General features: G+C 70.1%; 25 protein-coding genes and 4 tRNA genes. 21 read left to right on the top strand and 8 right to left on the bottom strand.

Features of this window, described 5'->3' with window-relative positions; all coding sequences use genetic code 11:
- Positions 1 to 133: 133 nt before the first annotated feature.
- Positions 134 to 793: a response regulator transcription factor gene (locus ACTWP9_RS02710; RefSeq protein WP_443244389.1), complete on the bottom strand. Its 660-nt coding sequence runs from the start codon at positions 791 to 793 to the stop codon at positions 134 to 136.
- Between the two features lie 111 nt (positions 794 to 904).
- Entirely contained in the window at positions 905 to 2,272 is a 1,368-nt protein-coding gene (locus ACTWP9_RS02705) for a sensor histidine kinase (protein ID WP_443244277.1), read from the bottom strand.
- Between the two features lie 360 nt (positions 2,273 to 2,632).
- On the opposite strand from ACTWP9_RS02705, the gene ACTWP9_RS02700 reads away from it, so the two are divergent.
- The 12 genes from ACTWP9_RS02700 (at position 2,633) to ACTWP9_RS02645 (ending at position 14,469) form a co-directional block, all read left to right on the top strand.
- Complete coding sequence (locus tag ACTWP9_RS02700; RefSeq protein WP_443244388.1) at positions 2,633 to 3,031, top strand: NADH-quinone oxidoreductase subunit A; 399 nt, start codon at positions 2,633 to 2,635, stop codon at positions 3,029 to 3,031.
- Positions 3,022 to 3,690: an NADH-quinone oxidoreductase subunit B gene (locus ACTWP9_RS02695; protein WP_443244276.1), complete on the top strand. Its 669-nt coding sequence runs from the start codon at positions 3,022 to 3,024 to the stop codon at positions 3,688 to 3,690. Before ACTWP9_RS02700 ends, ACTWP9_RS02695 begins: the two co-directional genes overlap by 10 nt.
- Complete coding sequence (locus ACTWP9_RS02690; protein ID WP_443244275.1) at positions 3,687 to 5,096, top strand: NADH-quinone oxidoreductase subunit C; 1,410 nt, start codon at positions 3,687 to 3,689, stop codon at positions 5,094 to 5,096. The genes ACTWP9_RS02695 and ACTWP9_RS02690 overlap by 4 nt, the downstream gene beginning before the upstream one ends.
- The gene (locus ACTWP9_RS02685; RefSeq protein WP_443244387.1) at positions 5,093 to 6,052 is read left to right on the top strand and encodes a complex I subunit 1/NuoH family protein; all 960 of its coding nucleotides are present in this window, start codon (positions 5,093 to 5,095) and stop codon (positions 6,050 to 6,052) included. The genes ACTWP9_RS02690 and ACTWP9_RS02685 overlap by 4 nt, the downstream gene beginning before the upstream one ends.
- A 122-nt stretch (positions 6,053 to 6,174) precedes the next feature.
- Entirely contained in the window at positions 6,175 to 6,756 is a 582-nt protein-coding gene (locus ACTWP9_RS02680) for a 4Fe-4S binding protein (protein WP_443244386.1), read from the top strand.
- The gene (locus ACTWP9_RS02675; RefSeq protein ID WP_443244274.1) at positions 6,753 to 7,388 is read left to right on the top strand and encodes an NADH-quinone oxidoreductase subunit J family protein; all 636 of its coding nucleotides are present in this window, start codon (positions 6,753 to 6,755) and stop codon (positions 7,386 to 7,388) included. The genes ACTWP9_RS02680 and ACTWP9_RS02675 overlap by 4 nt, the downstream gene beginning before the upstream one ends.
- Entirely contained in the window at positions 7,388 to 7,828 is a 441-nt protein-coding gene (gene nuoK / locus ACTWP9_RS02670; protein WP_443244273.1) for an NADH-quinone oxidoreductase subunit NuoK, read from the top strand. Before ACTWP9_RS02675 ends, nuoK begins: the two co-directional genes overlap by 1 nt.
- The gene (locus ACTWP9_RS02665) at positions 7,825 to 9,897 is read left to right on the top strand and encodes an NADH-quinone oxidoreductase subunit 5 family protein (RefSeq protein ID WP_443244272.1); all 2,073 of its coding nucleotides are present in this window, start codon (positions 7,825 to 7,827) and stop codon (positions 9,895 to 9,897) included. Before nuoK ends, ACTWP9_RS02665 begins: the two co-directional genes overlap by 4 nt.
- A gap of 25 nt (positions 9,898 to 9,922) precedes the next feature.
- Positions 9,923 to 11,485 (top strand): complex I subunit 4 family protein, encoded by a 1,563-nt coding sequence (locus ACTWP9_RS02660; RefSeq protein WP_443244385.1) that lies wholly within the window; start codon positions 9,923 to 9,925, stop codon positions 11,483 to 11,485.
- Positions 11,482 to 13,059: an NADH-quinone oxidoreductase subunit N gene (locus tag ACTWP9_RS02655; protein WP_443244271.1), complete on the top strand. Its 1,578-nt coding sequence runs from the start codon at positions 11,482 to 11,484 to the stop codon at positions 13,057 to 13,059. Before ACTWP9_RS02660 ends, ACTWP9_RS02655 begins: the two co-directional genes overlap by 4 nt.
- A 142-nt stretch (positions 13,060 to 13,201) precedes the next feature.
- On the top strand, positions 13,202 to 14,068 hold the full coding sequence (gene htpX / locus ACTWP9_RS02650) for a zinc metalloprotease HtpX (protein WP_443244270.1): 867 nt from the start codon (positions 13,202 to 13,204) through the stop codon (positions 14,066 to 14,068).
- A complete protein-coding gene (locus ACTWP9_RS02645; protein WP_443244269.1) occupies positions 14,065 to 14,469 on the top strand; it encodes a YccF domain-containing protein in 405 nt (134 codons plus the stop codon). The genes htpX and ACTWP9_RS02645 overlap by 4 nt, the downstream gene beginning before the upstream one ends.
- Before the next feature lie 211 nt (positions 14,470 to 14,680).
- On the opposite strand, the gene ACTWP9_RS02640 is transcribed toward ACTWP9_RS02645, so the two are convergent.
- Positions 14,681 to 15,169: a YajQ family cyclic di-GMP-binding protein gene (locus tag ACTWP9_RS02640; protein ID WP_443244268.1), complete on the bottom strand. Its 489-nt coding sequence runs from the start codon at positions 15,167 to 15,169 to the stop codon at positions 14,681 to 14,683.
- Between the two features lie 280 nt (positions 15,170 to 15,449).
- Here ACTWP9_RS02640 and ACTWP9_RS02635 point away from each other — a divergent pair.
- Positions 15,450 to 15,531, top strand: a tRNA-Tyr gene (locus tag ACTWP9_RS02635).
- Positions 15,532 to 15,662: 131 nt separating this feature from the next.
- On the opposite strand, the gene ACTWP9_RS02630 is transcribed toward ACTWP9_RS02635, so the two are convergent.
- Positions 15,663 to 16,343 (bottom strand): SDR family oxidoreductase, encoded by a 681-nt coding sequence (locus ACTWP9_RS02630; RefSeq protein ID WP_443244267.1) that lies wholly within the window; start codon positions 16,341 to 16,343, stop codon positions 15,663 to 15,665.
- Positions 16,344 to 16,440: 97 nt separating this feature from the next.
- Positions 16,441 to 17,781, bottom strand: a complete 1,341-nt coding sequence (locus tag ACTWP9_RS02625; RefSeq protein ID WP_443244384.1) for an amidohydrolase family protein — start codon at positions 17,779 to 17,781, stop codon at positions 16,441 to 16,443.
- A gap of 226 nt (positions 17,782 to 18,007) precedes the next feature.
- On the opposite strand from ACTWP9_RS02625, the gene ACTWP9_RS02620 reads away from it, so the two are divergent.
- The 6 genes from ACTWP9_RS02620 (at position 18,008) to ACTWP9_RS02595 (ending at position 20,743) form a co-directional block, all read left to right on the top strand.
- Positions 18,008 to 18,080: transfer RNA gene (locus ACTWP9_RS02620), tRNA-Thr, on the top strand.
- Positions 18,081 to 18,120: 40 nt separating this feature from the next.
- A tRNA-Met gene (locus tag ACTWP9_RS02615) sits at positions 18,121 to 18,193 on the top strand.
- Between the two features lie 90 nt (positions 18,194 to 18,283).
- Positions 18,284 to 18,448 carry a 50S ribosomal protein L33 gene (rpmG, locus tag ACTWP9_RS02610; protein ID WP_019354206.1) on the top strand — a complete coding sequence of 55 codons (165 nt, stop codon included), beginning with the start codon at positions 18,284 to 18,286 and terminating at the stop codon, positions 18,446 to 18,448.
- A 192-nt stretch (positions 18,449 to 18,640) separates the two neighbouring features.
- Positions 18,641 to 19,102: an FAS1-like dehydratase domain-containing protein gene (locus ACTWP9_RS02605; RefSeq protein WP_443244266.1), complete on the top strand. Its 462-nt coding sequence runs from the start codon at positions 18,641 to 18,643 to the stop codon at positions 19,100 to 19,102.
- Positions 19,103 to 19,107: 5 nt separating this feature from the next.
- Positions 19,108 to 19,542 (top strand): MaoC family dehydratase, encoded by a 435-nt coding sequence (locus ACTWP9_RS02600; protein WP_443244265.1) that lies wholly within the window; start codon positions 19,108 to 19,110, stop codon positions 19,540 to 19,542.
- Positions 19,543 to 19,669: 127 nt separating this feature from the next.
- A complete protein-coding gene (locus ACTWP9_RS02595; RefSeq protein ID WP_443244264.1) occupies positions 19,670 to 20,743 on the top strand; it encodes a UDP-N-acetylmuramate dehydrogenase in 1,074 nt (357 codons plus the stop codon).
- 38 nt (positions 20,744 to 20,781) lie between these two features.
- On the opposite strand, the gene ACTWP9_RS02590 is transcribed toward ACTWP9_RS02595, so the two are convergent.
- Positions 20,782 to 21,417, bottom strand: a complete 636-nt coding sequence (locus ACTWP9_RS02590) for an NAD(P)-dependent oxidoreductase (RefSeq protein WP_443244263.1) — start codon at positions 21,415 to 21,417, stop codon at positions 20,782 to 20,784.
- Between the two features lie 76 nt (positions 21,418 to 21,493).
- On the opposite strand from ACTWP9_RS02590, the gene ACTWP9_RS02585 reads away from it, so the two are divergent.
- Positions 21,494 to 22,141 carry a TetR/AcrR family transcriptional regulator gene (locus ACTWP9_RS02585; protein WP_443244262.1) on the top strand — a complete coding sequence of 216 codons (648 nt, stop codon included), beginning with the start codon at positions 21,494 to 21,496 and terminating at the stop codon, positions 22,139 to 22,141.
- On the opposite strand, the gene ACTWP9_RS02580 is transcribed toward ACTWP9_RS02585, so the two are convergent.
- Entirely contained in the window at positions 22,138 to 23,193 is a 1,056-nt protein-coding gene (locus tag ACTWP9_RS02580; RefSeq protein WP_443244261.1) for an adenosine deaminase, read from the bottom strand. The genes ACTWP9_RS02585 and ACTWP9_RS02580 overlap by 4 nt on opposite strands.
- A gap of 125 nt (positions 23,194 to 23,318) precedes the next feature.
- Positions 23,319 to 24,557, bottom strand: a complete 1,239-nt coding sequence (locus ACTWP9_RS02575; protein ID WP_443244260.1) for a pyridoxal phosphate-dependent aminotransferase — start codon at positions 24,555 to 24,557, stop codon at positions 23,319 to 23,321.
- 214 nt (positions 24,558 to 24,771) lie between these two features.
- Here ACTWP9_RS02575 and ACTWP9_RS02570 point away from each other — a divergent pair.
- Positions 24,772 to 24,844: transfer RNA gene (locus tag ACTWP9_RS02570), tRNA-Trp, on the top strand.
- Positions 24,845 to 24,899: the final 55 nt, after the last annotated feature.

Genomic DNA, 24,899 nt, shown 5'->3' with positions numbered 1-24,899 from the left:
CGCCAGCAGCTCATGCAGCCCCCGAAAGCTCCGCGGCGCCTCCACGGAAGCTCAGTGGCGGCTCCATGGCGACTCAGCGGCGGCCAGGCTGGAGATCCATGGCAGCTCGGGAATAGAGAGCTCGGCAGAGCTTTCACGAGTTCAGATACGCCAGCACAGCCAGCACCCTGCGGTGATCCGCATCACTCTGGGACAGCCCCAGCTTTACGAAGATGCTGCTGACGTGCTTCTCCACAGCTCCCGGGCTGATCACCAACCGGCCGGCGATCGCGGAGTTCGTCCGACCCTCCGCCATCAGAGCCAGGACCTCCCGCTCCCGAGGAGTGAGCCCCGCCAGCACGTCCTGCTTCCGACTGCGCCCCAGCAGCTGGGCAACCACCTCCGGGTCCAGGGCGGTGCCGCCCCCCGCCACCCGCGCTACCGCCTCCACGAATTCCCGCACCTCGGCCACCCGGTCCTTGAGCAGATAGCCCACCCCCCGGCTCGATCCGGCCAGCAGCTCCGTCGCGTACTGCTCCTCCACGTACTGCGACAGCACCAGCACCCCCACCGCCGGATGCTCCGCGCGCAGCCGGACCGCGGCCCGTACCCCCTCGTCCGTGTGCGTCGGCGGCATCCGGACATCCGCCACCACCACATCGGGTGCCTCCCCCCGGGAGGCAAGCTCGCCCACGATCTTCACCAGCGCCTCGCCGTCCCCCACCCCGGCGACCACCTCGTGCCCCCGGTCCGTCAGCAGCCGGGTCAGTCCCTCCCGCAGCAGAACGGAGTCCTCAGCGATCACCACCCGCACCCCGTGCTCCCCGTGCTCCCCGTGCTTCACGTTCTCCCCCACTTGCTCCCCCACCTGTGCTGCCCTTCGCCCTGGCTCTCGCTGTCTCGGGCTTCGAGCATTCCAGAACGGTCACCGCCAGGGCAGCTCCGCTGTCACCGTCGTCGGTCCGCCGCTCGGGGAACGCACGGCCAGCAGCCCGTCCACCGCCCGCAGTCGGTCGGCCAGTCCCGCGAGCCCGGAGCTGTCCTCGACCTGGACGCCCCCCTTGCCGTCGTCCGTCACCTGTATGAGCAGCCGCTGCTCGCTGCGCCACATCTCCACCGACCCGTGACGCGCCGCGCTGTGCTTGCTGATGTTTTGCAGCAGCTCCGAGACGGTGAAGTAGGCGATGCCCTCGATCGCGGCGGCCGGTCGCTGTGCCAGCTCGACCGTGACAGAGACCGGCACGGCGCAGCGGGCTGCGAGCGCGGAGAGCGCCGGGCCGAGACCCCTGTCGGTCAGTATCGCCGGGTGGATGCCCCGGGCCAGGTCCCGTAGCTCCTGCAGGGCGAGCTTCACCTCGCCGTGCGCTTCATCGATAACAGCCGCCACGGCCTGCGGGTCCGGGTCCGGATCGTCCAGCAGCCTCTCCTTCGCCAGCCCCAGCCCCATGGCCAGCGAGACCAGGCGCGCCTGTGCACCGTCGTGCAGATTCCGCTCGATCCTGCGCAGATCCGCTGCTGCCGTATCCACCACGACCCCCCGGTCCGTCTCGAGCTGGGACACTCGCGTAGCCAGCCACGACGGCCCCAGCAACCCGCTGACCAGCAGTTTGTCCACTTGCACCAGCCCGCGAATCAGCCAGGGCGTCAGCAGAGCGATCACCACCCCCAATCCCAGGACGAACGCCTGCTCGGCACCACCGTCCAGCACCGTGCTGCTCTGCTGCGGGGTCGAGGCGGATGTGATGCCGTCGCGGCCGATCCGGAGCGCGGGAACGTCCACCGAGTCGGGGGAGAGCCACTGCCACAGCGGATAGGTGACCATCGACCAGCCGGCACACCAGGCCAGCAGCCCCACACCGCAGCTGAAGAATGACCAGGGCAGGTGCAGCAGCGCGTAGAGCAGGTGCCGCCACGTGGCCCCGCTGCGCAACAGCGCCCATATCCAGGACATCAGCCCGCTCGACCTCCGAAGCGTCCGCACCGGCTCCGGCTCGCCCACCTCAAGACCCAGCAGCGCCCGCGCCCGCCCGCGCTCCAGATGCCCCAGCGCCCGGCACCCGGCCAGCCCGGCCGCCAGCACTGGCAGCCCCACAAAGGTGATCAGCAGCGCGGAGCCCAGTATGAGCGTGCCGAAGGCGTAGCAGAAAGCGACGCCCGCCAGCGGCAGCCCCGATACGACATACGCCAGCTCGCGCATCGACCGCCGGGCCAGCGGAGCCCGCAGGAGGACGAGCCACCAGGGGTGACGCGGCGCCGGAGCCGCAGGAGTGATGGAGCAAGCATTGCCAGTCATGGATCAAGCATCGACTGCCGAGGCGCCGAGGGAAATCGCGTGAGCTGGAGTCTTGATACGGGGGTTATCCCTACCTCGAGACCGGTGCCGGTGGACTTGCTGGGGCCGCGCCTCTCTCTTCTTGTCTCTCTTCTTGCCCGCGTGAGGTCGGGCCGCGATCGATGCGATGGCCCGCAACGTCGCCGCGTCGACCGTGCCATCGCCGCGTTGCCCGCGACGACCCCGCGTCGTGGGCCATGGCCGTGTGGCGGCTGGACGGTGATCTTGGCGAGGGGCCGGCGGTGAAGCCCAGAGTGTGACGTGGCTGTCCTCAGCGAGTCCGGCAGGGCCTACACTCCGTGCGTACAGATCGTCGAACGTATAACACCGACACAGGACGGGGCAGGCGTGCCGGACTACTTCCACGGCTATTCAGTCGTCGGGCTGGTAGCCGTCGTCGGTGTGCTCTTCGTCTGCGTGGCCTTCGCCGCAGGTCGGCTGCTGCGGCCGGTGGTTCCCACGCCCGAGAAGATGCTGACGTACGAGTGCGGGGTCGACCCCGTCGGCGAGGGCTGGGCACACACGCAGATCCGTTACTACGTCTACGCGTTCCTGTATGTCATCTTCGCCGTCGACGCGGTCTTCCTCTTCCCCTGGGCGACGGTGTTTGCCGCGCCCGGCTACGGCGGGACCACGCTCGCGGAGATGTTCGTCTTTCTCGGCTTCCTGGCCGTCGGCCTGCTGTACGCGTACAAGAAGGGCGTCCTGGAATGGACGTAACGAACACCCCGACTCCCGCAGCAACACCGCGAGCCGAGGGACGCCCCCAGCTCGGCCTGCTCTCGCGGCTGGCTCCCGAACCGATGAAGGTGGTCCTCAACTGGGGCCGCCGCTACAGCCTCTGGGTCTTCAATTTCGGCCTGGCCTGCTGCGCCATCGAGTTCATCGCCGCTTCCATGGCACGGCACGACTTCATCCGGCTCGGTGTCATCCCCTTCGCGCCCGGCCCCCGGCAGGCCGACCTGATGGTGGTCTCCGGCACGGTCACCGACAAGATGGCCCCTGCCGTCAAGCGGCTGTACGAGCAGATGCCGGAGCCCAAGTACGTCATCTCCTTCGGCGCCTGCTCCAACTGCGGCGGCCCCTACTGGGATTCGTACGCGGTCACCAAGGGCGTCGACCAGATCATCCCCGTCGATGTCTATGTGCCCGGCTGCCCGCCCCGGCCCGAGGCACTGCTGCAAGGCGTACTGAAGCTCCAGGAGAAGATCGCCGCCGAGTCCACCGCGGACCGCTACGGGAGCGGTGCGGACGGCGCCCCCTCCGCCGGCACCCCCTCCGCCGGGGCCCTCACCAGCGGCCTGGTCGCCCCACCGACGGCGTCGCCGCCGGCACCGGACGAGGGCCCGGACGGTGACGCCGAGGAGGACGGACGGTGACCGAGCCGCCCCAGTGCCCAGGCTGGCTGCCGCGCCCTGCCGACGAACTGTTCGGTGAGGGTGCGACTGCCGAGGACGCCTACGGGCTGCTCACCGTCGACGTACCCGCCGACGCCTGGATCCCCGCGCTGACCGCAGCCCGCGACGAGCTGGGCTGCACCTACTTCGACTGGCTCAGCGCCGTCGACGAGCCGGGCACCGGCTTCCGGATCTGCGCCCATCTGGTGGCGCTGCCCACCCCGGGCAGCGGCGTGCGCCGCTTCGTTCTGCGTACGACGGTTCCGCACGAGGCCGCAGCGCTGCCCACCGCCACCGGCGTCTACGCCGGTGCGGCCTGGCACGAGCGCGAAACCCACGAGATGTTCGGCGTCGACTTCCCGGGCCACCCCCATCTCGTACCCCTGCTGCTGCCCGACTCCTTCGAGGGGCACCCCTTGCGCAAGGACTTCGTCCTCGCAGCCCGCGTCGTCAAGGCGTGGCCGGGTGCGAAGGAGCCCGGTGAGTCGGGGCACGGCGGCCCCAAGCGCCGCCAGATGCTCCCTCCCGGCGTTCCCGACCCGAACGAGTGGGGCCCCCTCAAGGGACAGCTCCCCCCGGCCCCCACCCGCGAACGCTCCCGCCGCGCCGCCGGCGAAACCCCGCGCCGCACTCGCAGCGCGAGCGCCGGTTCGGCGTCTCAGCAGGATGCGGACGCAGCAGCGGCCACCCCGCGCAGGCCACGCCGAGCCCGCAGCGCCGACAGCGGCTCGGCCTCACAACGCGCGGCGGAGGCGGAGAAGCCCGCGTCGACGGAGGAGCCTGCACCGGCACAGAAGCCTGCCCCCGCGGAGGAGTCCGCCCCCGCGGAAAAGGCTGCCCCGGCAGAAGAGTCCGCCCCCGCGGAGAAGCCCGCACCGAAGGATGAGCGCCCGGCGGCTGAGAAGGGCCGCACCATGGGCGAGCGCCCGGAGACCGGCATCCGACCCGAGACGCCGCGCTCCACCGACGCCCCGTGGCACCACGCCCCGCCGACCGGCGACGACGGGACCGGCCCCGACAGCCGGGCCCCGGAAAGCACTCCGGAGAACGCCCCGGAGGCCGGTCAGGACGACAACCGGGACACCGACCAAGGCCCCCGGAACGCCGACCAAGGCCCCCGGAACGCAGAGCGAGGCGACCGGAACGCAGGACGAGGCGACCGGGACGTGGACCAAGACGCCACCGGCGACGGCAACCGAGCCGACAGCGACAGCCCCGCCGACGGCGACAACCCAGCCGACAGCAACAACCCAGCCGGTGACGCCGACCGAACCGGTGGCAACAACCGAACCGGTGGCAACAACCGAACCGGTGGCAACAACCGAACCGGTGGCAACAACCGGAGCCAGAGCCAGAGACCGAACGGCGAGCAGGGGGACGGAGCCTGATGGACGCCCTCGATGTCACCGTCCGCATTCTCGCCGTGCTGCTCGCCTTCCTCGTGCTGCCGCTCCTGGTGGGGCAGACCGAGCACAAGGTCATGGCCCATATGCAAGGACGCGTCGGCCCGATGTACGCGGGCGGCTTCCACGGATGGGCCCAACTGGTGGCCGACGGGGTGAAGTTCGCCCAGAAGGAGGACATCGTCCCCGACGGCGCCGACCGGCGCGTCTTCCAGCTGGCGCCCGCCCTCGCGCTGATCCCGTACCTCCTCGTCCTGGTCGCGATCCCGGTCGCCCCCGGCGGGGGAGTCGCGCAGGCGCTGGACACCGGGATCTTCTTCGTGCTGGCCGTGATGGGCATCGGCATCCTCGGCTCGCTGATGGGCGGCTGGGCGTCGGCCAACAAGTTCTCCCTCCTCGGTGGCCTGCGTACCGCAGCCCAGCTGATGGCGTACGAGCTGCCGATGCTGCTCGCCGCCGCTTCCGTCGCCATGGCCGCCGGCACCCTCTCCCTTCCCGGGATCCTGGGGGTGTGGGAGTGGTGGTGGCTGCCGTGGCAGCTGGTCGGGGCCGTCGTCTTCTTCACCGCGGGTCTGGCCGAGTTGCAGCGTCCGCCCTTCGACGCGCCGATCGCCGACTCCGAGATCATCTTCGGCGCGTACACCGAATACACCGGACTGCGCTTCGCGCTCTTCCTCCTCGCCGAGTACGCGGGCATCGTCGTACTCTCCGCGCTCACCGCCGTGCTCTTCCTCGGTGGCTGGCACGGTCCCTTCGCCGACGGTTTGGGCTGGCTGTGGATGCTTCTCAAGACCGGCATCCTCGCCTTCGGCGTGATCTGGCTCCGAGTCAGCTACCCCCGGCTGCGCGAGGACCAGATCCAGCGGCTGGCCTGGACGGCGCTCGTCCCGCTCTCCCTCTTCCAGATCGCACTCACCGGTGTCGTCAAGGTGGTGATGTAGCCGTGTCCCACGCCCACTCCGAGGGCGCCCACTCCGCGGGCACGCCGGCCGAGCGGCCCGGCTCGAAACGCGGAGTGTTCGGCTCCGGGCTGGCCAAGGGTCTGGCCGTCACCCTTCGCACGATGACCCGGCGCTCCGTCACCGAGCACTACCCGGACGTACAGCCCGAACTGCCGCCCCGCAGCCGGGGCGTCATCGGTCTGTTCGAGGAGAACTGCACGGTCTGCATGCTCTGTGCCCGCGAGTGCCCGGACTGGTGCATCTACATCGACTCCCACAAGGAGACGGTGCCTCCCGCCGCGCCGGGCGGACGCGAGCGCAGCCGCAACGTCCTGGACCGGTTCGCGATCGACTTCGCCCTGTGCATGTACTGCGGTATCTGCATCGAGGTGTGTCCTTTCGACGCGCTGTTCTGGTCGCCCGAGTTCGAGTACGCGGAGACCGATATCCGTGAGCTGACCCACGAGCGGGACAAGCTCCGCGAGTGGATGTGGACCGTGCCGGAACCGCCACCGTTGGACGAGGCCGCCGAGGAGGCCAAGGAGCTGGCGGCAGCCCGCAAGGCCGCCGACAAGGCAGCCCAGGCCGCCGCGACCGACATGCTCGCCGCCCACCGGGAGCAGCCGGCGCAGGAGACCGCCGAGGCCCCCGACCGGAAGCCCACGCAGCGCCCCGGCCAGGACGCGCAGGGCGGTGCCGAGTGAGCACCCTTCTCACGCAGCCCCTCGCCGCCGGTCACCCCGGCTTCCTCTCACCCTCCGGGGTCGAGATCGTCTTCGTCCTCGTCGGGATCGTCACCCTCGGCGCCGCCCTGGTGACCGTGGCCACCAGGCAGCTCGTGCACGCCGCGCTGTGGCTGGTGGTCGCGCTCGGCGGGATTGCCGTCGAATACCTCCTGCTGACCGCGGAGTTCATCGCCTGGGTGCAGGTGCTGATCTACGTCGGCTCCGTCGTCGTCCTCATCCTCTTCGGCCTCATGCTCACCAAGGCCCCTATCGGGCGCTCACCCGACGCCGATTCCGGCAACCGCTGGATTGCGCTCACCGTCTCCCTCGCGGCGGCGGCGACCCTCGTCACCGTCGTCGTCGACGCCTTCCGCTCCACCTGGATCAACCTTCAGCAGCCCACCGGTCCTGGCGTGGGCTCCTCCGAGGTGACCGGCACGGCCCTCTTCCGGCACTGGGTGCTGCCCTTCGAGGCACTGTCCGTCCTCCTCCTCGCCGCGCTCATCGGCGCCATCGTCCTCTCCAGGCGGAACGACGCCGGCGATTCCCGCACCAGGCAGGACAGCGCCGGTGACGCGCTCCCCGGACAGAACAAGGCCGGTGAGCGCTGATGCATCTGGCCTATCCCGCCGTCCTCGCCGTCCTCCTCTTCTGCGTCGGCCTCTACGGCGTCCTCGCGCGCAGGAACGCCATCCTCGTCCTGATGGCCGTCGAGCTGATGCTCAACGCCGTCAACCTCAACCTCGTCGCCTTCGACGTCTGGCTCCGCGACACCCTGCATGCGGGCCAGGCGCTCACCCTCTTCACCATCGCGATCGCCGCGGCCGAGATCGGCATCGGTCTGGCGATCGTCCTGCTCGTCTACCGCAACCGCGGCAGCTCCGACATCGACAGACTCAGGGACCTCCGCGAGAGCGGCGGCCCACCAGGGGGCGACTCCAGCGGCGGTTCACGCGATGAGAAGAGTGTGGCACCCGCCACTGACAACGACGCCGAGAGCGGCTCTGACCAGCAGGTTCAGGGTCCGGCCGCAGGGAGGCGGCACGCGTGAGCACCACGACCCTCGCAGCGCTCGTCCCCGTCCTGCCGGCGCTCGGCGCCCTCGCCGGGCTACTCCTCGGCCGTCGCGCCCCGGGCTTCGTACGCCCGTTCGCGGTGCTGCCCACGCTTGCCGCTGCGGCCCTCGCCATCGCCGTCGCGGTCCGCCAGGGCGGCGGTACACCGCTGCGCGCTGCCACCGAGCTGGCGCCCACCGGCAACGAGGCGCTGCCGATCCAGCTTGCGCTCAACCTCGACGGGTTCGCGGTGCTCGTCGCGGTCCTCGTCGGCGTCGTCGCCACCTGCGTACAGCTTTACTCGACCGGCTATCTGCGCGACGACCCCCGCTACTCCTCGTACGCTGCGCTGGTCTCGCTCTTCACGGCCGCGATGTTTCTCGTCGTCTACAGCGACGACCTGATCGTGCTGCTCGTCGGCTGGGAAATCATGGGCATCTGCTCGTACTTCCTGGTCGGTCACTACTGGGAGACCCCGGCCGCACGCGCCGCCTCCCTCAAGGCGTTCCTCGTCACCAAGCTGGGTGATGTGCCGTTCCTCATCGGCATTCTGGCGCTGGCCTCCGAGACGGGCAGCTTCCGCATCAGCACCGTCGTCACCCGGCTCACCTCCAGCCTCTCCGGCTTCGAGCTGACGCACCCCACGCTGATCGCGCTGCTGCTGCTCGCCGGAGTCGCGGGCAAGTCGGCGCAGCTGCCGCTGCACTCGTGGCTGCCGGACGCGATGGCGGGCCCTACGCCGGTCTCCGCGCTGATCCACGCGGCAACGATGGTCGCGGCGGGCATCTACTTCGTGGCCCGGCTGCTGCCCGTCTTCACCGCCTCCACGGTCGCACTGGTTGTCCTTGCGGTGCTGGCAGCGCTCACCATGACCGGTGCGGCACTCGCCGCGCTCGCCCAGGACGACATCAAGCGCGTACTCGCCTACTCGACCATCAGTCAGCTCGCCTACATGGCCGCGGCGCTGGCTGTTGCCGACCGGGGTGCTGCTGTTTTCCACCTGCTCACCCATGGCGCGTTCAAGGCGCTGCTCTTCCTCGGCGCCGGAGTTGTCATCCACACCGCCGGCACCAACTCGCTGACGGTGATGGCACGTACGAGCAACATCGCCAAGCGTGCGCCCGACGCCTACTGGACGATGACCATCGCCCTGCTGGCGCTGGCCGCCGTCCCGCCGTTCTCGGGGTTCTTCTCCAAGGAAGCCGTGCTGGCAGCGGCCGAACATGCTGCCTTCGGCGACGCGCACGCCCCGTTCGAGGGAGCGCACGCCGCCCCCGCGAGCGCCGGATGGATCGTCCTTGCCGCGGGTCTGGTCACCGCGCTGCTGACCGCCGCCTACGCGGCCCGGCTGTGGCTGCTGGCTTTCCGCGGTGCCTCCGCAGTGGCACCGCTCGCCGTCAGGAGCGAGAAGGCCGCCGAACACGTACCCGAGCGGGTGCCGCAACAGGCCCCCGAGACAGAGCTCGCCAACCCCGGTCCGGTGCACCGACCCGCGCATGAGCCGGCCGACCGCGACGCTCACGCTCACCAGCCCGCGCCCGCGGTCATGACCGTCGTCCTCTGGGTACTCGCGCTGCCGTCCCTGGTGCTCGGACTCTCTTTTCTCGTACTGCCCGACTGGCTCGACGGTGCGTCCCTCAGCCCCACGCTGACCACCTCGGTGCTCGCCACCGGCGTGACTTTGGTGGGCGGCCTTCTCACCTACGCGACCTGGCGGCACAGCAGTGCCCTCGCAGCGCTGCACCCGGAACACGACGCCGACCCCGGCGTGCTGCTTCTCGGACCGCTGCACAGGCACGCGGCAGCTGGTTTCCACCTGGACGCGCTCTACAGCGCCACTGTCGTACGTCCCGTCCAGGGCGCGGCCCGGCTGGTGCGCTTCTTGGACCGCGAGGTCGTCGACGCCTATGTGGCAGGTGCCGGGCGCGGTTCGCGACTGCTGGGCGCGGCTGTCCGGCGCGCCCAGACGGGCAACGTGCAGACCTACCTCGGAGCTCTGCTGACGGGCTCACTGATGCTCGCTGTCATCGCCGTAGTGGCCATGACCGGAAACGGAGGGGCGTGACGTGATCCCGCTCGACGACACCGTCATGCAGGCGCTCCTCGTCGCCGTCGTCGTCCTGCCGCTGCTCGGAGCGCTCGCCGCGCTGCTGCCCGCACCGCCCGGGCTGCGCGGCCGCGGCCCGGACCAGGCGGTGCTGCGGCACGGTGTGACCGTCACCGGCGCCGTACTCGCCCTGACCGTCCTGCTGGCCCTCGGATTCGACCACGACCGCCCTGGCACCATGCAGGCCGAGTCAAGCGTCAGCTGGATCCCCGCACTGGGTGTGCGGCTGCACTTCGGGACCGACGGTGTCTCCTTGCCGCTGCTCGTCCTCACCGCACTGCTGACATTCCTGTGCGCGCTCTACAGCTACGCCAGAATGCCGCAGGGACCGAGCCCCAAGGCGTTCGTCGCCCTGCTGCTCCTGCTGGAGTGCGGCACGCTCGCCACGTTCGCGGTGCTCGACCTGATGCTGTTCTTCCTGGCGTTCGAGATGGTGCTCATCCCGATGTACTTCCTCATCGCCCGGTGGGGCGGTGAGGGCAGGGGCCCGGCAGCGTGGAAGTTCATCCTGTACACATTGCTCGGCTCCGTGGTGATGCTGCTCGGACTGCTGGTGCTCGGCCTGAACGCCGGCACGTTCGACATGGTGCGGCTCGCCCACGCCCACGGTGCGGGCCTCAGCCACACCACCCAGCTGATCGCCGCCCTGGCCATCGGTGTCGGACTGGCCGTCAAGGCACCCATGTGGCCGCTGCACAGCTGGCTCCCGGACGCCCACACGGCAGCGCCCACCGTGGGCTCCGTGCTGCTGGCAGGCGTGCTGCTGAAAATGGGCACCTATGGGTTCGTACGCATCCTGCTGCCCGCCGTTCCGGACGGTGCGCACACTTTCGCTCCGTACCTGGCGGCGTTCGCCGTCGCCGGGATCATCTACGGATCGCTCGTCTGTCTCGCCCTCGCGCGGAAGGGCGCCAAGGGTGACCTCAAGAGGCTGATCGCATACTCCTCCGTCGGCCATATGGGCTTCGTCCTGCTGGGCATCGCCACGCTCACCCAAACAGGCGTCAATGGCGCCCTCTACGCGAACCTCGCGCACGGCCTCATCACCGGCCTGTTGTTCTTCCTTGTCGGCGCACTGAAGGACCGCACGGGCACCAGTGACCTCGACACCCTGGCCGGTACGACCGGAGGCGCGCTCTACGGCAGGGCACCACGGCTGGGCGGGCTGCTCGCCTTCGGCGCCGTCGCCTCCCTGGGGCTGCCCGGACTGGCCGGGTTCTGGGGCGAGTTGCTGGCGCTGCTGGGCGCCTACCACCCCGCCGCCGGGCTCAGCAGGCCCGCCTTCATGGTGTTCCTGGCGCTCGGCGCTCTCGGCACCCTGCTGACCGCCGCGTACCTGCTGCTCGTCGTACGCCGCGTCTGCATGGGCGACCCGGCCGAGGACCGTCCGGAACGCCTCGCCGCGGTGCCGGACGTGCGCCCGTACGAGTTCGCTGCCTGGACGCCCCTGGTCGTCCTCACCGTCGTCGCCGGACTGTGGCCCGGGGCCCTCCTCGGGCTGATGGACCCGGCCGTGCAGAGCCTCCTGCCAGGAGTGGCCCGATGACAGTGCTCACCGCCCCACAGGGCGTGTACCACCTCGCCCAGTCCGCTCACAGCGTCGACCTCGCCAAGGGCGCCGACCTCGTCCAGAGCATCGACTGGGCCGCCATTGCGCCGCCCACGATCGCCGCTGTCGCCGCGTTGGTCGTCCTGGTGGCCGACTTGTTCCTGGCCGAGCGACACAAGGGGCTGCTCGGCCGGCTGTCCGCCGCCGCGCTCGCGCTCGCCGGGCTGGCACTCGTACCTCTCGTCGGCGAGGACCGCGCCACCTTCTGCCTCACCTCCGGCACGCGCGCGTGCAGCTACATCGCCGACCCGTTCACCCTCACCGTTCAGCTCCTCGTACTGGGCGGCGCCTTTGTGACGGCGCTGTTGTCGATGACCGCTGTACGCCAGGAACGGCTGCCCGCGGGGGAGTTCTGGTTCCTGCTGCTCTCCTCGGCGTCCGGCGCCGCCCTGCTGCCCGCCTCACGTGACCTCACAACGCTCGTCGTCGCCCTGGAGGTCGCCTCCCTCCCGGCGTTCGCCCTGGTCGGTCTGCGGCGTGGAGAGCGGCTCTCGTCCGAGGCTGCGCTGAAGCTCTTCCTGTCGTCCGTCGCCGCCACAGCAGTGATGCTGTTGGGCGTCAGCTTCGTCTACGCCGCCACCGGCAGCATGCACCTGAGCACGGTCGCCCAGGCTCTGCCCGATGTCGACAGCAGGCTGAGCACCCTCGCCGCCACAGGCGTGGCGCTCACCCTTGTCGGCTTCGCCTTCAAGACGGCTGCCGCGCCGTTCCACTTCTGGGTTCCGGACACCTACGTGGGTGCACCGGTGCCGGTCGCCGCATATCTGTCGGTCATCGGCAAGGCGGCGGGCTTCTCAGGGCTGATCCTGGTAACCGTGCGGGCCTTCCCTTCGTACGCGGACGCCTGGGGGCCCGCGCTCGCGGTGCTCGCCGCACTGACCATGAGTGTCGGCAACCTCGGTGCGCTGCGCCAGCGCCCCGACCGCGCGCACAGTGCCGTCCGTCTGCTCGCGTGGTCGTCGGTCGGACAGGCGGGCTATCTGCTCGTCCCGATCGCCGCCGCCGGGTACACGGAGGAGCCCGACCAGGCAGTCGGTGCGACGCTCGCCTACGCGCTGATGTACGCCGTGGTGAACCTCGGCGCCTTCGCCGTCGTCGCCGCTCGCCAGCAGCCCGGAGCGGACGGCCGTCTCGACGACTACCGGGGCCTGGTCCGGACGCATCCGCTGGCCGCTGCTGCACTGGCGTTCTTCCTGCTGTGCCTGGCAGGACTGCCGCCCGGGATCGTCGGCCTGTTCGCGAAGGTCACCGTTTTCCAGGCGGCCGTGGACGCGGGGCTGGGCTGGCTCGCCGTCGTCATGGCCCTCAACGTCGTGATCGCGCTCGTCTACTATCTCACCTGGACGGCGCTGCTCTTCCGCCCCGCCACCGGCCAGGAGGCTGTCGCCCCGGCCCGTCCGCGGCTCTCCGCCCCGCTGACCGCGACCGTCGCACTGACCGGCGTGCTCGCCCTGGCCGCATCCGGCGCACCGCAGCTGGTTCTCCGGTTCGCCGGCACAGCGCTGTTCTGACCGGAATATGACCGGAATGTGCCGGGGGAACTGAGGACGCCCACTCTCCGTTGACGAAAAGGGAGGGTCCACTGGACGGGGCTGCTGAGGGCGGAAGGTCTGCCTGGGTCAGGGCTCCGCAGCACCATCTGGAGGGCGAACCGTGCACCGCCGGCACAACGGGCTGAGGACAGCTCTGCTCCTGGGAGGGCTGTCCGCTCTCATCATCGTCATCGGGAGTTTCTTCGGCACCACGGGCCTGGTCCTCGCGCTGCTGATCGCGCTGGGCACCAACGCCTACGCGTACTGGAACAGCGACAAGATCGCGCTACGCGCCATGCGTGCCCGACCGGTCAGCGAGTTCGAGGCCCCGCTGTTGTACCGCATGGTCCGCGAGCTGTCCACGGCCGCACGGCAGCCCATGCCACGCCTCTACATCTCGCCCACCCAGGCCCCCAACGCCTTCGCGACCGGCCGCAACCCGCGCAACGCGGCCGTGTGCTGCACGGACGGCATCCTGCGCATCCTGGACGAGCGTGAGCTGCGCGGCGTCCTCGGCCACGAGCTGAGCCATGTCTACAACCGGGACATCCTGATCTCCTCCATCGCGGGCGCCCTCGCCTCTGTGGTGCTCTTCCTCGTCAACTTCGCCTGGCTGATCCCCATAGGGCGCTCCGACGACGACGAGGGACCGGGCCTGGTCGGCATGCTGCTGATCATGCTGCTGGGCCCGCTCGCCGCCGCCCTCATCCAGCTCGCCGTCTCCCGCTCCCGTGAGTACGAGGCGGATGCTTCCGGGGCGCAGCTCACCGGCGACCCTCTCGCGCTCGCCTCGGCGCTGCGCAAGCTGGAGGCGGGTACGGCGCAACTGCCGCTGCCGCCTGAGCCACGGCTCGAGACTGCGAGCCACCTGATGATCGCCAACCCGTTCCGCAAGGGCGAGGGCGGAATGACGAAACTTTTCTCCACCCACCCGCCGATGGCGGAGCGTGTCGCCAGGCTGGAGAAGATGGCAGGCTGGCGAGGGTGAAGACCCTCCTCAACCTCATCTGGCTGATTTTCTCCGGGCTTTGGATGGCCCTCGGCTACGTCTTCGCCGGGCTCATCTGCTGCGTGCTCATCATCACGATCCCCTGGGGCCTGGCGTGCTTCCGCATCGCCGCATACGCCCTGTGGCCGTTCGGCAGGACGGTGGTGCAGCGCAGGGACGCGGGTGCGGCATCCGGCGCCGGCAACATCGTCTGGCTCGTCCTCGCGGGAATCTGGCTCACGCTCGGCCACATCACCCTGGGTGCGGCGCTCTGCGTGACCATCATCGGCATCCCCTTCGGACTCGCCCACTTCAAAATGGTCCCGGTCTCGCTGATGCCGCTCGGCCGCGAGATCGTCTCCACCAGCGCCCCGGCGGCCTACCCGGGATACCGCTGGTGAGTGCTCACCCATGGACGCTGGTGAGTGCTTACCCATGAATGGTGGTGAGTGCTCACTCACGCTCGCCGGTAAGCACTCACCCACTCCCGGCGGTAAGAACTCACCTCCGCTCGGCCGCGCTCCAGGACGGTGCGCTCCAAGGCAGCGAGCTCCGGGGCGGAGCCGAGCGGGTCGGTGACGGTTCGCGCACCTCGACCGCGGTGCGCGAACCTCAGCGGAAGTTCACGTACTGCAAAGCGAAGTCGAAGTCCTTGCCCTTCAGCAGACTGATGACCTCTTGCAGGCTGTCCCGACTCTTGGAGGTCACCCGCAGCTCGTCACCCTGCACCTGAGCCTTGACGCCCTTGGGCCCCTCTTCCCGGATCACCTTCGCGACCTTCTTCGCGTTGTCCTGGGAGATGCCTTCCTGGAGCGACGCGGAGATGCGGTACTCCTTGCCGGATGCCTGCGGCTCCCCGGCGTCCAGCGCCTTCAGCGAGATGCCGCGCTTGATCAGCTTGGACTGGAAGATGTCGAGCACGGCCTTCACCCGCTCCTCCGAGTTCGCCCGCATCTCGATCCGCTCGCCCGACCACGCGATGGAAGCGTCCACACCCTTGAAGTCGTAGCGCTGGGAGATCTCCTTCGCGGCCTGGTTCAGCGCGTTGTCGACCTCCTGCCGCTCGACCTTCGAGACGATGTCGAAACTGGAGTCGGCCATGGTGAGTTGGCTCCTCGTACATAGATCCGGCAGAAAACGGCCCGAGGGCCGTGCGCAAAGCCTAGCCACCCGCGACGGCCACCCGACTCCGACGGCGAGGGGCGTCGCGGCGGAGTATTACGGAGGCGACCAGGAACCGCCCGGGGGCCGTCCGGTGGATCCGCACGGCGGGTCGTACGCGACTGATCAATCGGGTGGCGAACCACCCCCGGCCATCGGGTATGGTTTACACCGTTGCCACGGCGCACTGCCCCGAGCGGGGTGCCGAGCAGCAATCCCAGGCGGTGTGCCCGAGCGGCCAAAGGGAGCAGACTGTAAATCTGCCGGCTCAGCCTTCCTAGGTTCGAATCCTAGCGCCGCCACAGCAGAGAGCGGCCCCCTCGCAGCAGTGCGAGGGGGCCGCTTTTTCGCTGTCGGCTCAGTGGCCGTCCGGGCTCTTCCGGAGGCGCTGTCGGCGCCTCCGGAAGGGTGGCTGGCGGCCCCTGCGGGAGGGTCAGTTGCCGGTCACTCCGGCTACCTCGTCGATCGCCTCGGGGATCGGCATCCGGCCGCCCACCAGCTCCAGCGTCAGTCCGGAGGTACGCGGCTCGTCCAGCAGGGCCACCAGGACCGCTGCCACGTCGTCCCTCGTCACCTCGGCGCGGCCGGTTTCGGGGGCCAGGTGGACGCGGCCGGTGCCAGGGTCGTCGGTCAGCCGGCCGGGGCGCAGCACCGTCCAGTCGAGGCCGTCCCGGGCCCGCAAGTTGTCGTCGGCGGCTCCCTTGGCGCGCAGATAGTCCGCGAAGATCGGATCCATGCCCTCGGGCGTCCCCTGCAAGGAGGCGTCGGCGTGCATGGCGGAGACCATCAGATAGCGCCGTACGCCCGCCGCCTCCGCAGCGTCCGCGAACAGGACGGCTGCCTTGTGGTCCACCGTCTCCTTGCGTGCGCTGCCGCTGCCCGGCCCGGCGCCGGCCGCGAAGACGGCCGCGTCGGCGCCCTCCAGATGCCGCGCGACCTCCTCGACACTCGCCGTCTCCAGGTCGCACACGACGGGTTCGGCGCCCGCCGCCAAGAGGTCGCTCGCCTGCTCAGGGCGGCGCACGATGCCCGCCGCCCTGTCCCCGCGCCCGGCGAGCAGCCGCTCCAGCCGCAGCGCGATCTGACCGTGTCCACCAGCGATAACTGTGCGCATGCCTCGACCGTACGCCCACCACGACAGTCACCGGCGCACCCTGGCCCGCCAGGACGAGAGGCCACCCGCACCGCACAGGCACCGCCTGCCCGGCGAGTCACCCCTGGGACTGGCGTGGCAGTCCCAACTCGCGTACTCCGACCAGGTCGCAGTACTCGCGTACGGCACTGGTGCGCGCCACCACGCGCCCCCGGTGGACGACGATCCGGCTGTAGGCGAGTGAGAGCGCCCCCGCCAGCTCGTTTCCACGGACAGCGAGCAACTCGGCGGGAAAGCCGGCTTCGACGCGTACTTCGGGCAATCCCATCGCGGCTCGTGCGCGCATGCTGATCGCCTCATAGGCGCTGTACGGGCGGGCCTCCCCGTGGGAGGCGAGCAGATACGCGGCCTCCAGCGGGTCGCCCCGGCCGACCTGGTTGGCGGCGTCCCGCAGGGCTCCGCTGCCCGCGGCGACCGCAACCCCGGCCGCCGTGAGCACCCGTACGGGTGCCGTCCGGGAGGGCACGGTGGGGGTGGGGCGCTCCAGAACGCCACAGTTGCCCTGCGGCAGACACACCACCGTCACCCCCGCGGCAGCCAGTTGGCCCGCCGCGCGCTGCGCGACCTGGTGCGGCAGCCGGGCGAGGCCGCCGCACGGGCCGATCGTGACGCCGGGCCGCAGCCCGCCCACCGCAGCGGCGAGCCGGGCGAGGCGCGCCGGGTCGCTGCCGTCGGTGTGCAGGTCGACCGGGCAACCGTGTTCGGCGGCGACCTCCAGCACGGCCTCCACATAGCCACCCGGATCAGGGTCCAGGTCGGGGCAGCCGCCGACCGCCGCCGCGCCCATCTTCACCGCGTCCCGCAGTATCGACAGCCCCTCCGCGCCCGCGGCACCGGTCAGCAGCCGGGGTACGGCGACGGCGCTCAGGTCCACCAGACCGCGCAGCGCCCTGCGCGCCTGGAGCACCGCCGACAGGGAGCGCAGCCCGGCGACGTCACCGACGTGCACATGGGTGCGCAGCGCGGTGGCGCCCTGACTGAGCTGCAGGAGCGCCGCTTCGGTCGTGCGCCGCTGTACGTCCTCCGCCGCGGGGTCGGCGGTGTCGCCGTGTCGGCTGTCTCCGTGCCGACTGTCGCCGCCCCGACCGAGATCGGGGCGGCCGGGGGGTTCGGCTGTCAGTGCGGTGTCGTAGTGCGCGTGGGGCTCGGCGGGCGCGGGGAGCAGCAAATAGCCCGACAGGTCGATACGCGTGGCGCTGTCCTGCCCGGTCCCGAGGCTGCCGGCCGTGCCGACGGCCTCGATGCGTTCGCCGACGAGTCGTACGTCCACGGTGCGGCCGTCCGCGAGCCGTGCGCCGCACAGCACGAGAGAGCGTGCCGGGCGGGCGGAATGCCGGGCGGCGGCGTCGCGGAAATCCCGCCCCGCCTTTCCCGGTTCCTGCGGCTCGCTGTCGGTCATCTGGCTCCCACGTCGCATCTGGGACGAGCGTAGGACGCCCGGTGACCGGCGGCGGGGAGGAGGCGAATAGTCGTACTGGTGTGGTGCCGGAGCCGATTGAGACGGCCGGTGCCAGGTACTCGTACGAGTGCGTGATCGGCCCGGTCCGGGACAAGATCAGGGCGTGCCGACGGCACGAATACCGATTTCACGTTTGGCGGCGGGACGTGTAATGTCTTCACCGCTCGCCCCAATAGCTCAGTCGGCAGAGCGTCTCCATGGTAAGGAGAAGGTCAACGGTTCGATTCCGTTTTGGGGCTCTGATGTGAGAGATCTTCCGCCGGGAGGTCGCCGCATCGTGGCGGTGTAGCTCAGTCGGTAGAGCAAGCGGCTCATAATCGCTGTGTCACCGGTTCAAGTCCGGTCACCGCTACTTCACCGACAGTAGCCGGTTGTGGGGTCGGTCCTCCGATCGGCTACTCTTTCTGCGTTAAAACCCGTCCGTTCGTCAAGGAGCACTCACGTGGCTGCCACAGACGTCCGCCCGAAGATCACGCTGGCCTGCGTGGAGTGCAAGGAGCGGAACTACATCACTAAGAAGAACCGGCGCAACAACCCGGACAGGCTTGAGATGAAGAAGTTCTGCCCGCGCGACAACCGGCACACCGTGCACCGCGAGACGCGCTGATTCCTCTCATGCTCTGAGGCCGTCCCCGCCAGTCGGGGTCGGCCTCGTGCTGTGTCCGGCTCCCCTGACCGGCTCCGGGAAACCGGACGTGGCCCGGCTTCAGGGAGCCGGACATCGCCTGGCTCCAGAGCCGGACGCCCGCGAAGCCGTACCCGCCGTGAAACCGCCACACTGCCGCAGGAGGCGCCGCCGATGGCACTCGATCAGTCCTTCGTGGGACGGACGTACCCGCCCAGCAGGCCGTACGAGGTCGGCAGGGAGAAGATCCGCGAGTTCGCGGAGGCCATCGGTGACGACAATCCCGCCTACACGGACGTCGAGGCGGCCAGGGCGCTCGGCTACCCGGACGTGATCGCGCCACCCACCTTCGTCTTCTCCGTCACCTTCCAGGAGGCGGCCGGCGTGGTGCGGGACCCGAAGCTGGGCCTGGACTACTCGCGGGTGGTGCATGGGGACCAGCGGTTCGCCTACCACCGCCCCGTCCGCGCCGGGGACCTGCTCTCGGTCACGTCCACGATCGAGTCCATCAAGTCCCTGGCCGGCAACGAGGTCCTCGACGTCCGCGGCGAGGTCCAGGACGCGGCGGGGCAGCCGGTGGTGACCGTGCACACCAAGCTGGTGGCGCGTGCGGTCGAAGCGGTCGAAGGGGAGTGACGGAAATGACAGCGCAGGTCGCCTACGCGGACGTGGAAGTGGGCACTGAGCTGCCTTCCCGCAGCTTCCCCGTGGACCGTGCCCGGCTGGTCCGTTACGCCGGGGCGTCCGGGGACTTCAATCCCATTCACTGGAATGAGAGTTTCGCCAAGGACGTCGGCCTGCCCGACGTCATCGCACACGGCATGTTCACCATGGCCGAGGCCGCCCGGGTGATCACCGACTGGACGGGCGACCCCGGTGCGCTGCTGCAGTACGGCGTGCGCTTCACCAAGCCGGTTGTCGTCCCGGACGACGACAAGGGCGCGGTCATCGAGGTGGCGGCGAAGGTCGCCAAGAAGCTGGACGACGAGGCCCGTACGGTCCAGGTCGATCTGACGGTCACCAGTGCGGGCACCAAGGTGCTGGGCATGTCCCGCGCGGTGGTCAAGCTCGCCTGACCCCGCCGACCGCCTTCGGGCGCCCGCCCGGCCGGCCGGCGGACACCGCCTGGGCAGGGGAGCGGCTGAGAGCCTCCCGTCCGGCCTCCGGCAGAGCGGCGTGCGCTTCCCCCGTACTCTGGAGCGCGTGCAGGAACTCTACGTTGACTCCGGTGTCCCTCTGGTCTCGCTCGCCCCGCTGACGACGCTGCGCCTCGGTGGGCCCGCCCAGCGGCTGGTCACAGCGACCACCGACGACGAGGTGATCGCGGCGGTCCGCGAGGCCGACGCCAGCGGCACTCCGCTGCTGATCATCGCGGGCGGCAGCAATCTCGTCATCGCCGACAAGGGCTTCGAGGGAACGGTCCTGCACATCGCGACCAGCGGTTTCTCGCTCTCCGGCACCGGCTTGGAGCTGGCGGCGGGGGAGAACTGGTCCAACGCCGTGGCCCGTACCGTCGAGGCGGGGCTGGCGGGTATCGAGTGCCTGGCCGGTATCCCGGGCTCCGCGGGCGCCACGCCGATCCAGAACGTGGGCGCGTACGGCCAGGAGGTCTCCAGCACGCTCACCGAGGTCGTCGCCTACGACCGGCAGACCGGCGAGACGGTCACCCTCACCAACGCCGAGTGCGGCTTCTCCTATCGGCACAGCCGCTTCAAGGCCGACCCCGCGCGCCATGTCGTGCTGCGGGTGCGCTTCGCGCTGGAGGACGCGGAGGGCCTCTCCGCGCCGATCAAGTACGGGGAGACGGCCCGAATCCTCGGCGTCGAGGCGGGCGACCGGGTGCCGGCCGCCACCGCACGCAAGGCCGTGCTGCGGCTGCGTGCAGGGAAGGGCATGGTGCTCGACCCCGACGACCACGACACCTGGTCGGCCGGGTCCTTCTTCACCAATCCGATCCTGGACGACGCGGAGTTCGCCGCCTTCGTCGACCGGGTCCGGGACCGGCTCGGGCCCGAGGTGGCGCCCCCGGCCTTCCCTGCGGGGGAGGGGAGGACCAAGACCTCGGCGGCCTGGCTCATCGACAAGGCGGGCTTCACCAAGGGGTACGGCCAGGGTCCGGCCCGCATCTCCACCAAGCACACCCTGGCGCTCACCAACCGGGGCTCCGCCACCACCGCCGACCTGCTCGCGCTCGCCCGGGAGGTGCGTGAGGGAGTGCACGCCGCCTTCGGCGTCACCCTCGTCAACGAGCCGGTGATGGTGGGCTGCGCGCTGTAGGACAGCCTGTCCTGGCGCACGTTGGTGCACGCCAGAGCTCAGTTCGCGATCCCGAAGACCTTCCGCTCGGTGGCCGGGTCGTCCACCATGCCCAGCATCGCGGCCGCCAGATCGGTGCGTGTGATGCGCAGCCGCCGCGGTACGGCCGTACCCTCGCGCCGCTGCCATTCGCCGGTGCCGGGCCGGTCCGTGAGCTGCGGTGGGCGTACGACGGTCCACAGGAGCGCGCTGTTACGGATCTCGTCCTCCATCAGGGCCAGGTCCGCGTAGATGTTCCTGAACGCGCGCCGCACCAAGGGCAGCACGACCGCGCGGTGGAGGCGGCTTTCGTCGCGCGGCTGGGTGCCGACCGGAGCCGCGCTGACCGCCAGGTAGCGCTCCACTCCCTCCGCCTCCAGGGCACGCAGAATGGCGCGGGTCCCGGTCGAGGCGATGCCCGCGGCCTTGTTGGAGGGGGCGCCGAGCCCGGACAGCGCAGCGTCGGCACCGGCGACCAGGGGACGCAGCGCCTCAGTGTCCGTGACGTCGGCGGTGGCGATCTCCAGCAGTTCATGCCGTACCGGCAGCCGGTCGGGGTCGCGCACCACGGCCGTCACCTTGTGGCCCGCTTCCAGGGCCTGCTGTACGAGTTGCTGTCCGGTGCCGCCGGTCGCGCCGAAGACTGTGTAACGCATGCCGCTGTGCCTCTCGTCGAAAGGTCCACCGAGGAAGTGAGGTGGGTGAGTACTCACTCACCGATACAGTGGGTGAATGCCCACTCACAAGTCAACCCAGCAGGTCCGGCCCACCCGTGAACGCATCATCGACGCTGCTGAGCATCTGCTGCGCACCATCGGCCTCGCCCGTACGACCACGAAAGAGATCGCCCGTGAGGCGGGCTGCTCGGAAGCCGCGCTCTACAAGCACTTTTCCGGCAAGGAGGAGATCTTCGTCCGCGTCCTGCACGACCGGCTGCCGCGCCTCAATCCGCTGCTGAACGAGCTCGCCCAGGAGGCGGGGCGGCGCGGCCTGGAGTCCAACCTCACCGAGATCGCCGAGCACGCCGCCCTCTTCTACGAGCAGAGCGTCCCCATCGCGGCGTCCCTCTTCGCCGAACCGGCCCTCAAGCGGCGTCACTTCGAAGGCGTACGCGAGCTCGGTGTCGGCCCCCGCACGCCGCTGACCACCCTCGCCGCCTACCTGCGCGCCGAGCAGAAACGAGGCGCAGTACGGCCCGATGCCGACGTCGACGCCGCTGCCGCGCTGCTGCTGGGTGCCTGCTCGCAGCGCGCCTTCCTGTACGACTTCGCCGCAGGAGATCGCCCAGAGCAGCTACTGGGCGACTTCGTACGCAGTCTTGTCCGCACCCTGCTGCACGGTCTGGCCCCGGCCGGTACAGACCTTCCAGAAGCGCGTTAGGCCGGATCGGCCGCCAGCCAGGCGTCGATATCGGCCAGCATCTCGTCCCGTACGTCCTGCGGCATCGAGGCGCCCCGCACCGACTGCCGGGCCAGTTCCGCCAGCTCCGCGTCGGAGAATCCGTGCTTACGGCGCACCAGTTCGTACTGCGCCACCAGCCGGGAGCCGAACAGCAGCGGGTCGTCGGCGCCGAGTGCCATCGGCACGCCGGCGTCCCACAGCGTCCGTACCGGCACGTCCTCCGCCTTGTCGTACACGCCCAGCGCCACGTTGGAGCTGGGGCAGACCTCGCAGGTGACCTGCCGTTCGGCCAGCCGCGCCAGCAGCCAGGGGTCCTCGGCGGCGCGCACGCCGTGGCCGACCCGGGTGGCGCGCAGATCGTCCAGGCAGTCCCGCACGCTGCTCGGTCCCGACAGCTCGCCCCCGTGCGGCGCCGCAAGCAGGCCACCCTCCCGCGCAATGGTGAAGGCGCGGTCGAAATCCCGGGCGAAGCCGCGCCGTTCGTCGTTGGAGAGCCCGAATCCGACGACGCCGCGGTCCCGGAAGCGCACCGCCAGCCGGGCCAGCGTGCGGGCGTCCAGCGGGTGCTTCATCCGGTTCGCCGCCACCAGTACGCGGATGCCGAGACCGGTCTGCCGGGAAGCCGTCTCCACCGCGTCCAGGATGATCTCCAGAGCGGGTGTGAGCCCGCCGAGCCGTGGCGCGTACGAGGTGGGGTCGACCTGGATCTCCAGCCAGCGCGAACCGTCCCGTACGTCCTCCTGCGCCGCCTCCCGTACCAGTCGCTGAATGTCTTCCGGCTCGCGCAGACAGGACCGTGCGATGTCATACAGCCGCTGGAACCGGAACCAGCCGCGCTCGTCGGTCGCCCGCAGCTTCGGAGGCTCGCCCCCGCCCAGCGCGTCCGGCAGATGCACGCCGTACTTGTCGGCCAGTTCGAGCAGGGTGGAGGGGCGCATCGACCCGGTGAAGTGCAGGTGCAGATGAGCTTTCGGCAGCGTACGCAGGTCCCGCTCCCCGGAAGAGTGCAACATCCCAAGATCCTGCCGCATCCGGGCGCCGGAGAGGTAGCCGGTTGCTGGAAGCCGGTTCCCGTCAGGGGACGTCCCGAAAACGCGAGCGGGCCCGGGGGCAGTGCCCTCGAGCCCGCTTCGTTCGCTCCGTAGTAGCGGCCGCGTCAGTCCCGTGCCTCGGCGAGCAGCTTCTGGATCCGCGAGATGCCCTCCACCAGGTCCTCGTCGCCCAGTGCGTAGGACAGTCGCAGATAGCCGGGGGTGCCGAAGGCTTCACCCGGTACGACGGCGACCTCGACCTCCTCCAGGATCAGCGCGGCCAGCTCGACCGTGGTGGCGGGCCGCTTGCCGCGGATCTCCTTGCCCAGCAGCGCCTTGACCGACGGGTAGGCGTAGAAAGCGCCCTCGGGCTCCGGGCAGAGCACGCCGTCGATGTCGTTGAGCATCTTCACGATGGTGCCGCGGCGCCGGTCGAATGCCTTGCGCATCTCCGCCACGGCTACCAGATCGCCGGAGACGGCGGCCAGCGCGGCGGCCTGCGAGACATTGCTGACGTTGGACGTGGCGTGTGACTGGAGGTTCGTCGCGCCCTTGATCACGTCCTGCGGGCCGATCAGCCACCCCACGCGCCAGCCGGTCATGGCGTAGGTCTTGGCCACGCCGTTGACGACCACGCACTTGTCGCGCAGCTCGGGCACGACAGCCGGCAGCGAGGTGAACTCGGCGTCGCCGTAGACCAGGTGCTCGTAGATCTCGTCGGTGAGCACCCACAGCCCCTGCTCCAGCGCCCAGCGGCCGATCTCCTCGACCTGTGCGCGCGGGTAGACGGCGCCGGTCGGGTTGGAGGGCGAGACGAACAGCAGCACCTTGGTCTTCTCGGTGCGTGCGGCCTCCAACTGCTCGACCGAGACCCGGTACCCGGTCGTCTCGTCCGCCACGACCTCGACTGGGACGCCGCCCGCGAGCCGGATGGACTCGGGGTAGGTGGTCCAGTAGGGCGCGGGCACGATGACCTCGTCGCCCGGGTCGAGCAGCGCGGCGAACGCCTCGTAGATCGCCTGCTTACCGCCGTTGGTGACGAGGACCTGGGAAGCGTCGATCTCGTAGCCGGAGTCGCGGAGCGTCTTGTCGACGAGGGCGGACTTGAGTTCGGGGAGTCCACCCGCGGGGGAGTAGCGGTGGTTCTTCGGGTCGCGCGCCGCCTTCACGGCCGCCTCGACGATGTAGTCGGGGGTCGGGAAGTCGGGCTCGCCGGCGCCGAACCCGATCACGGGGCGCCCGGCGGCCTTCAGCGCCTTGGCCTTGGCATCCACGGCCAGCGTCGCGGACTCGGAGATCGCGCTGATACGGGCCGACAGACGTCGCTCGGACGGGGACTGTGCAGGGGGAGTCGCTGCGGTCATACAGGCATGTTCCCAGACCCGGCACTCGCGGGGCACCGGGGTTTGGCGGCGACCGGATCACACTCCGCGATGGCGGGCGGGGCGGATCCTGTTCGACGCCCGGCCGTGGAGCACGTACACTCTCACGTCGTTGGCCTTCAACCGTCACTCACAGCGTGCTCTTGGCGCGCACTCCATGCAGTGGCGTGGATGCGGTAGGTTGAGGGAGATACAAAGGGTCGTAGCTCAATTGGTAGAGCACTGGTCTCCAAAACCAGCGGTTGGGGGTTCGAGTCCCTCCGGCCCTGCTACACACACGTCGCCAAGGTGTGTGCTTGCGTACGTAGAATGCACTGAATTGCA

This window comes from Streptomyces sp. 3N207, from assembly GCF_052246355.1.
Taxonomy (GTDB): domain Bacteria; phylum Actinomycetota; class Actinomycetes; order Streptomycetales; family Streptomycetaceae; genus Streptomyces.
Note: the sequence above shows the minus strand (reverse complement) of the source record. Positions and strands in the feature narration are given on the sequence as shown.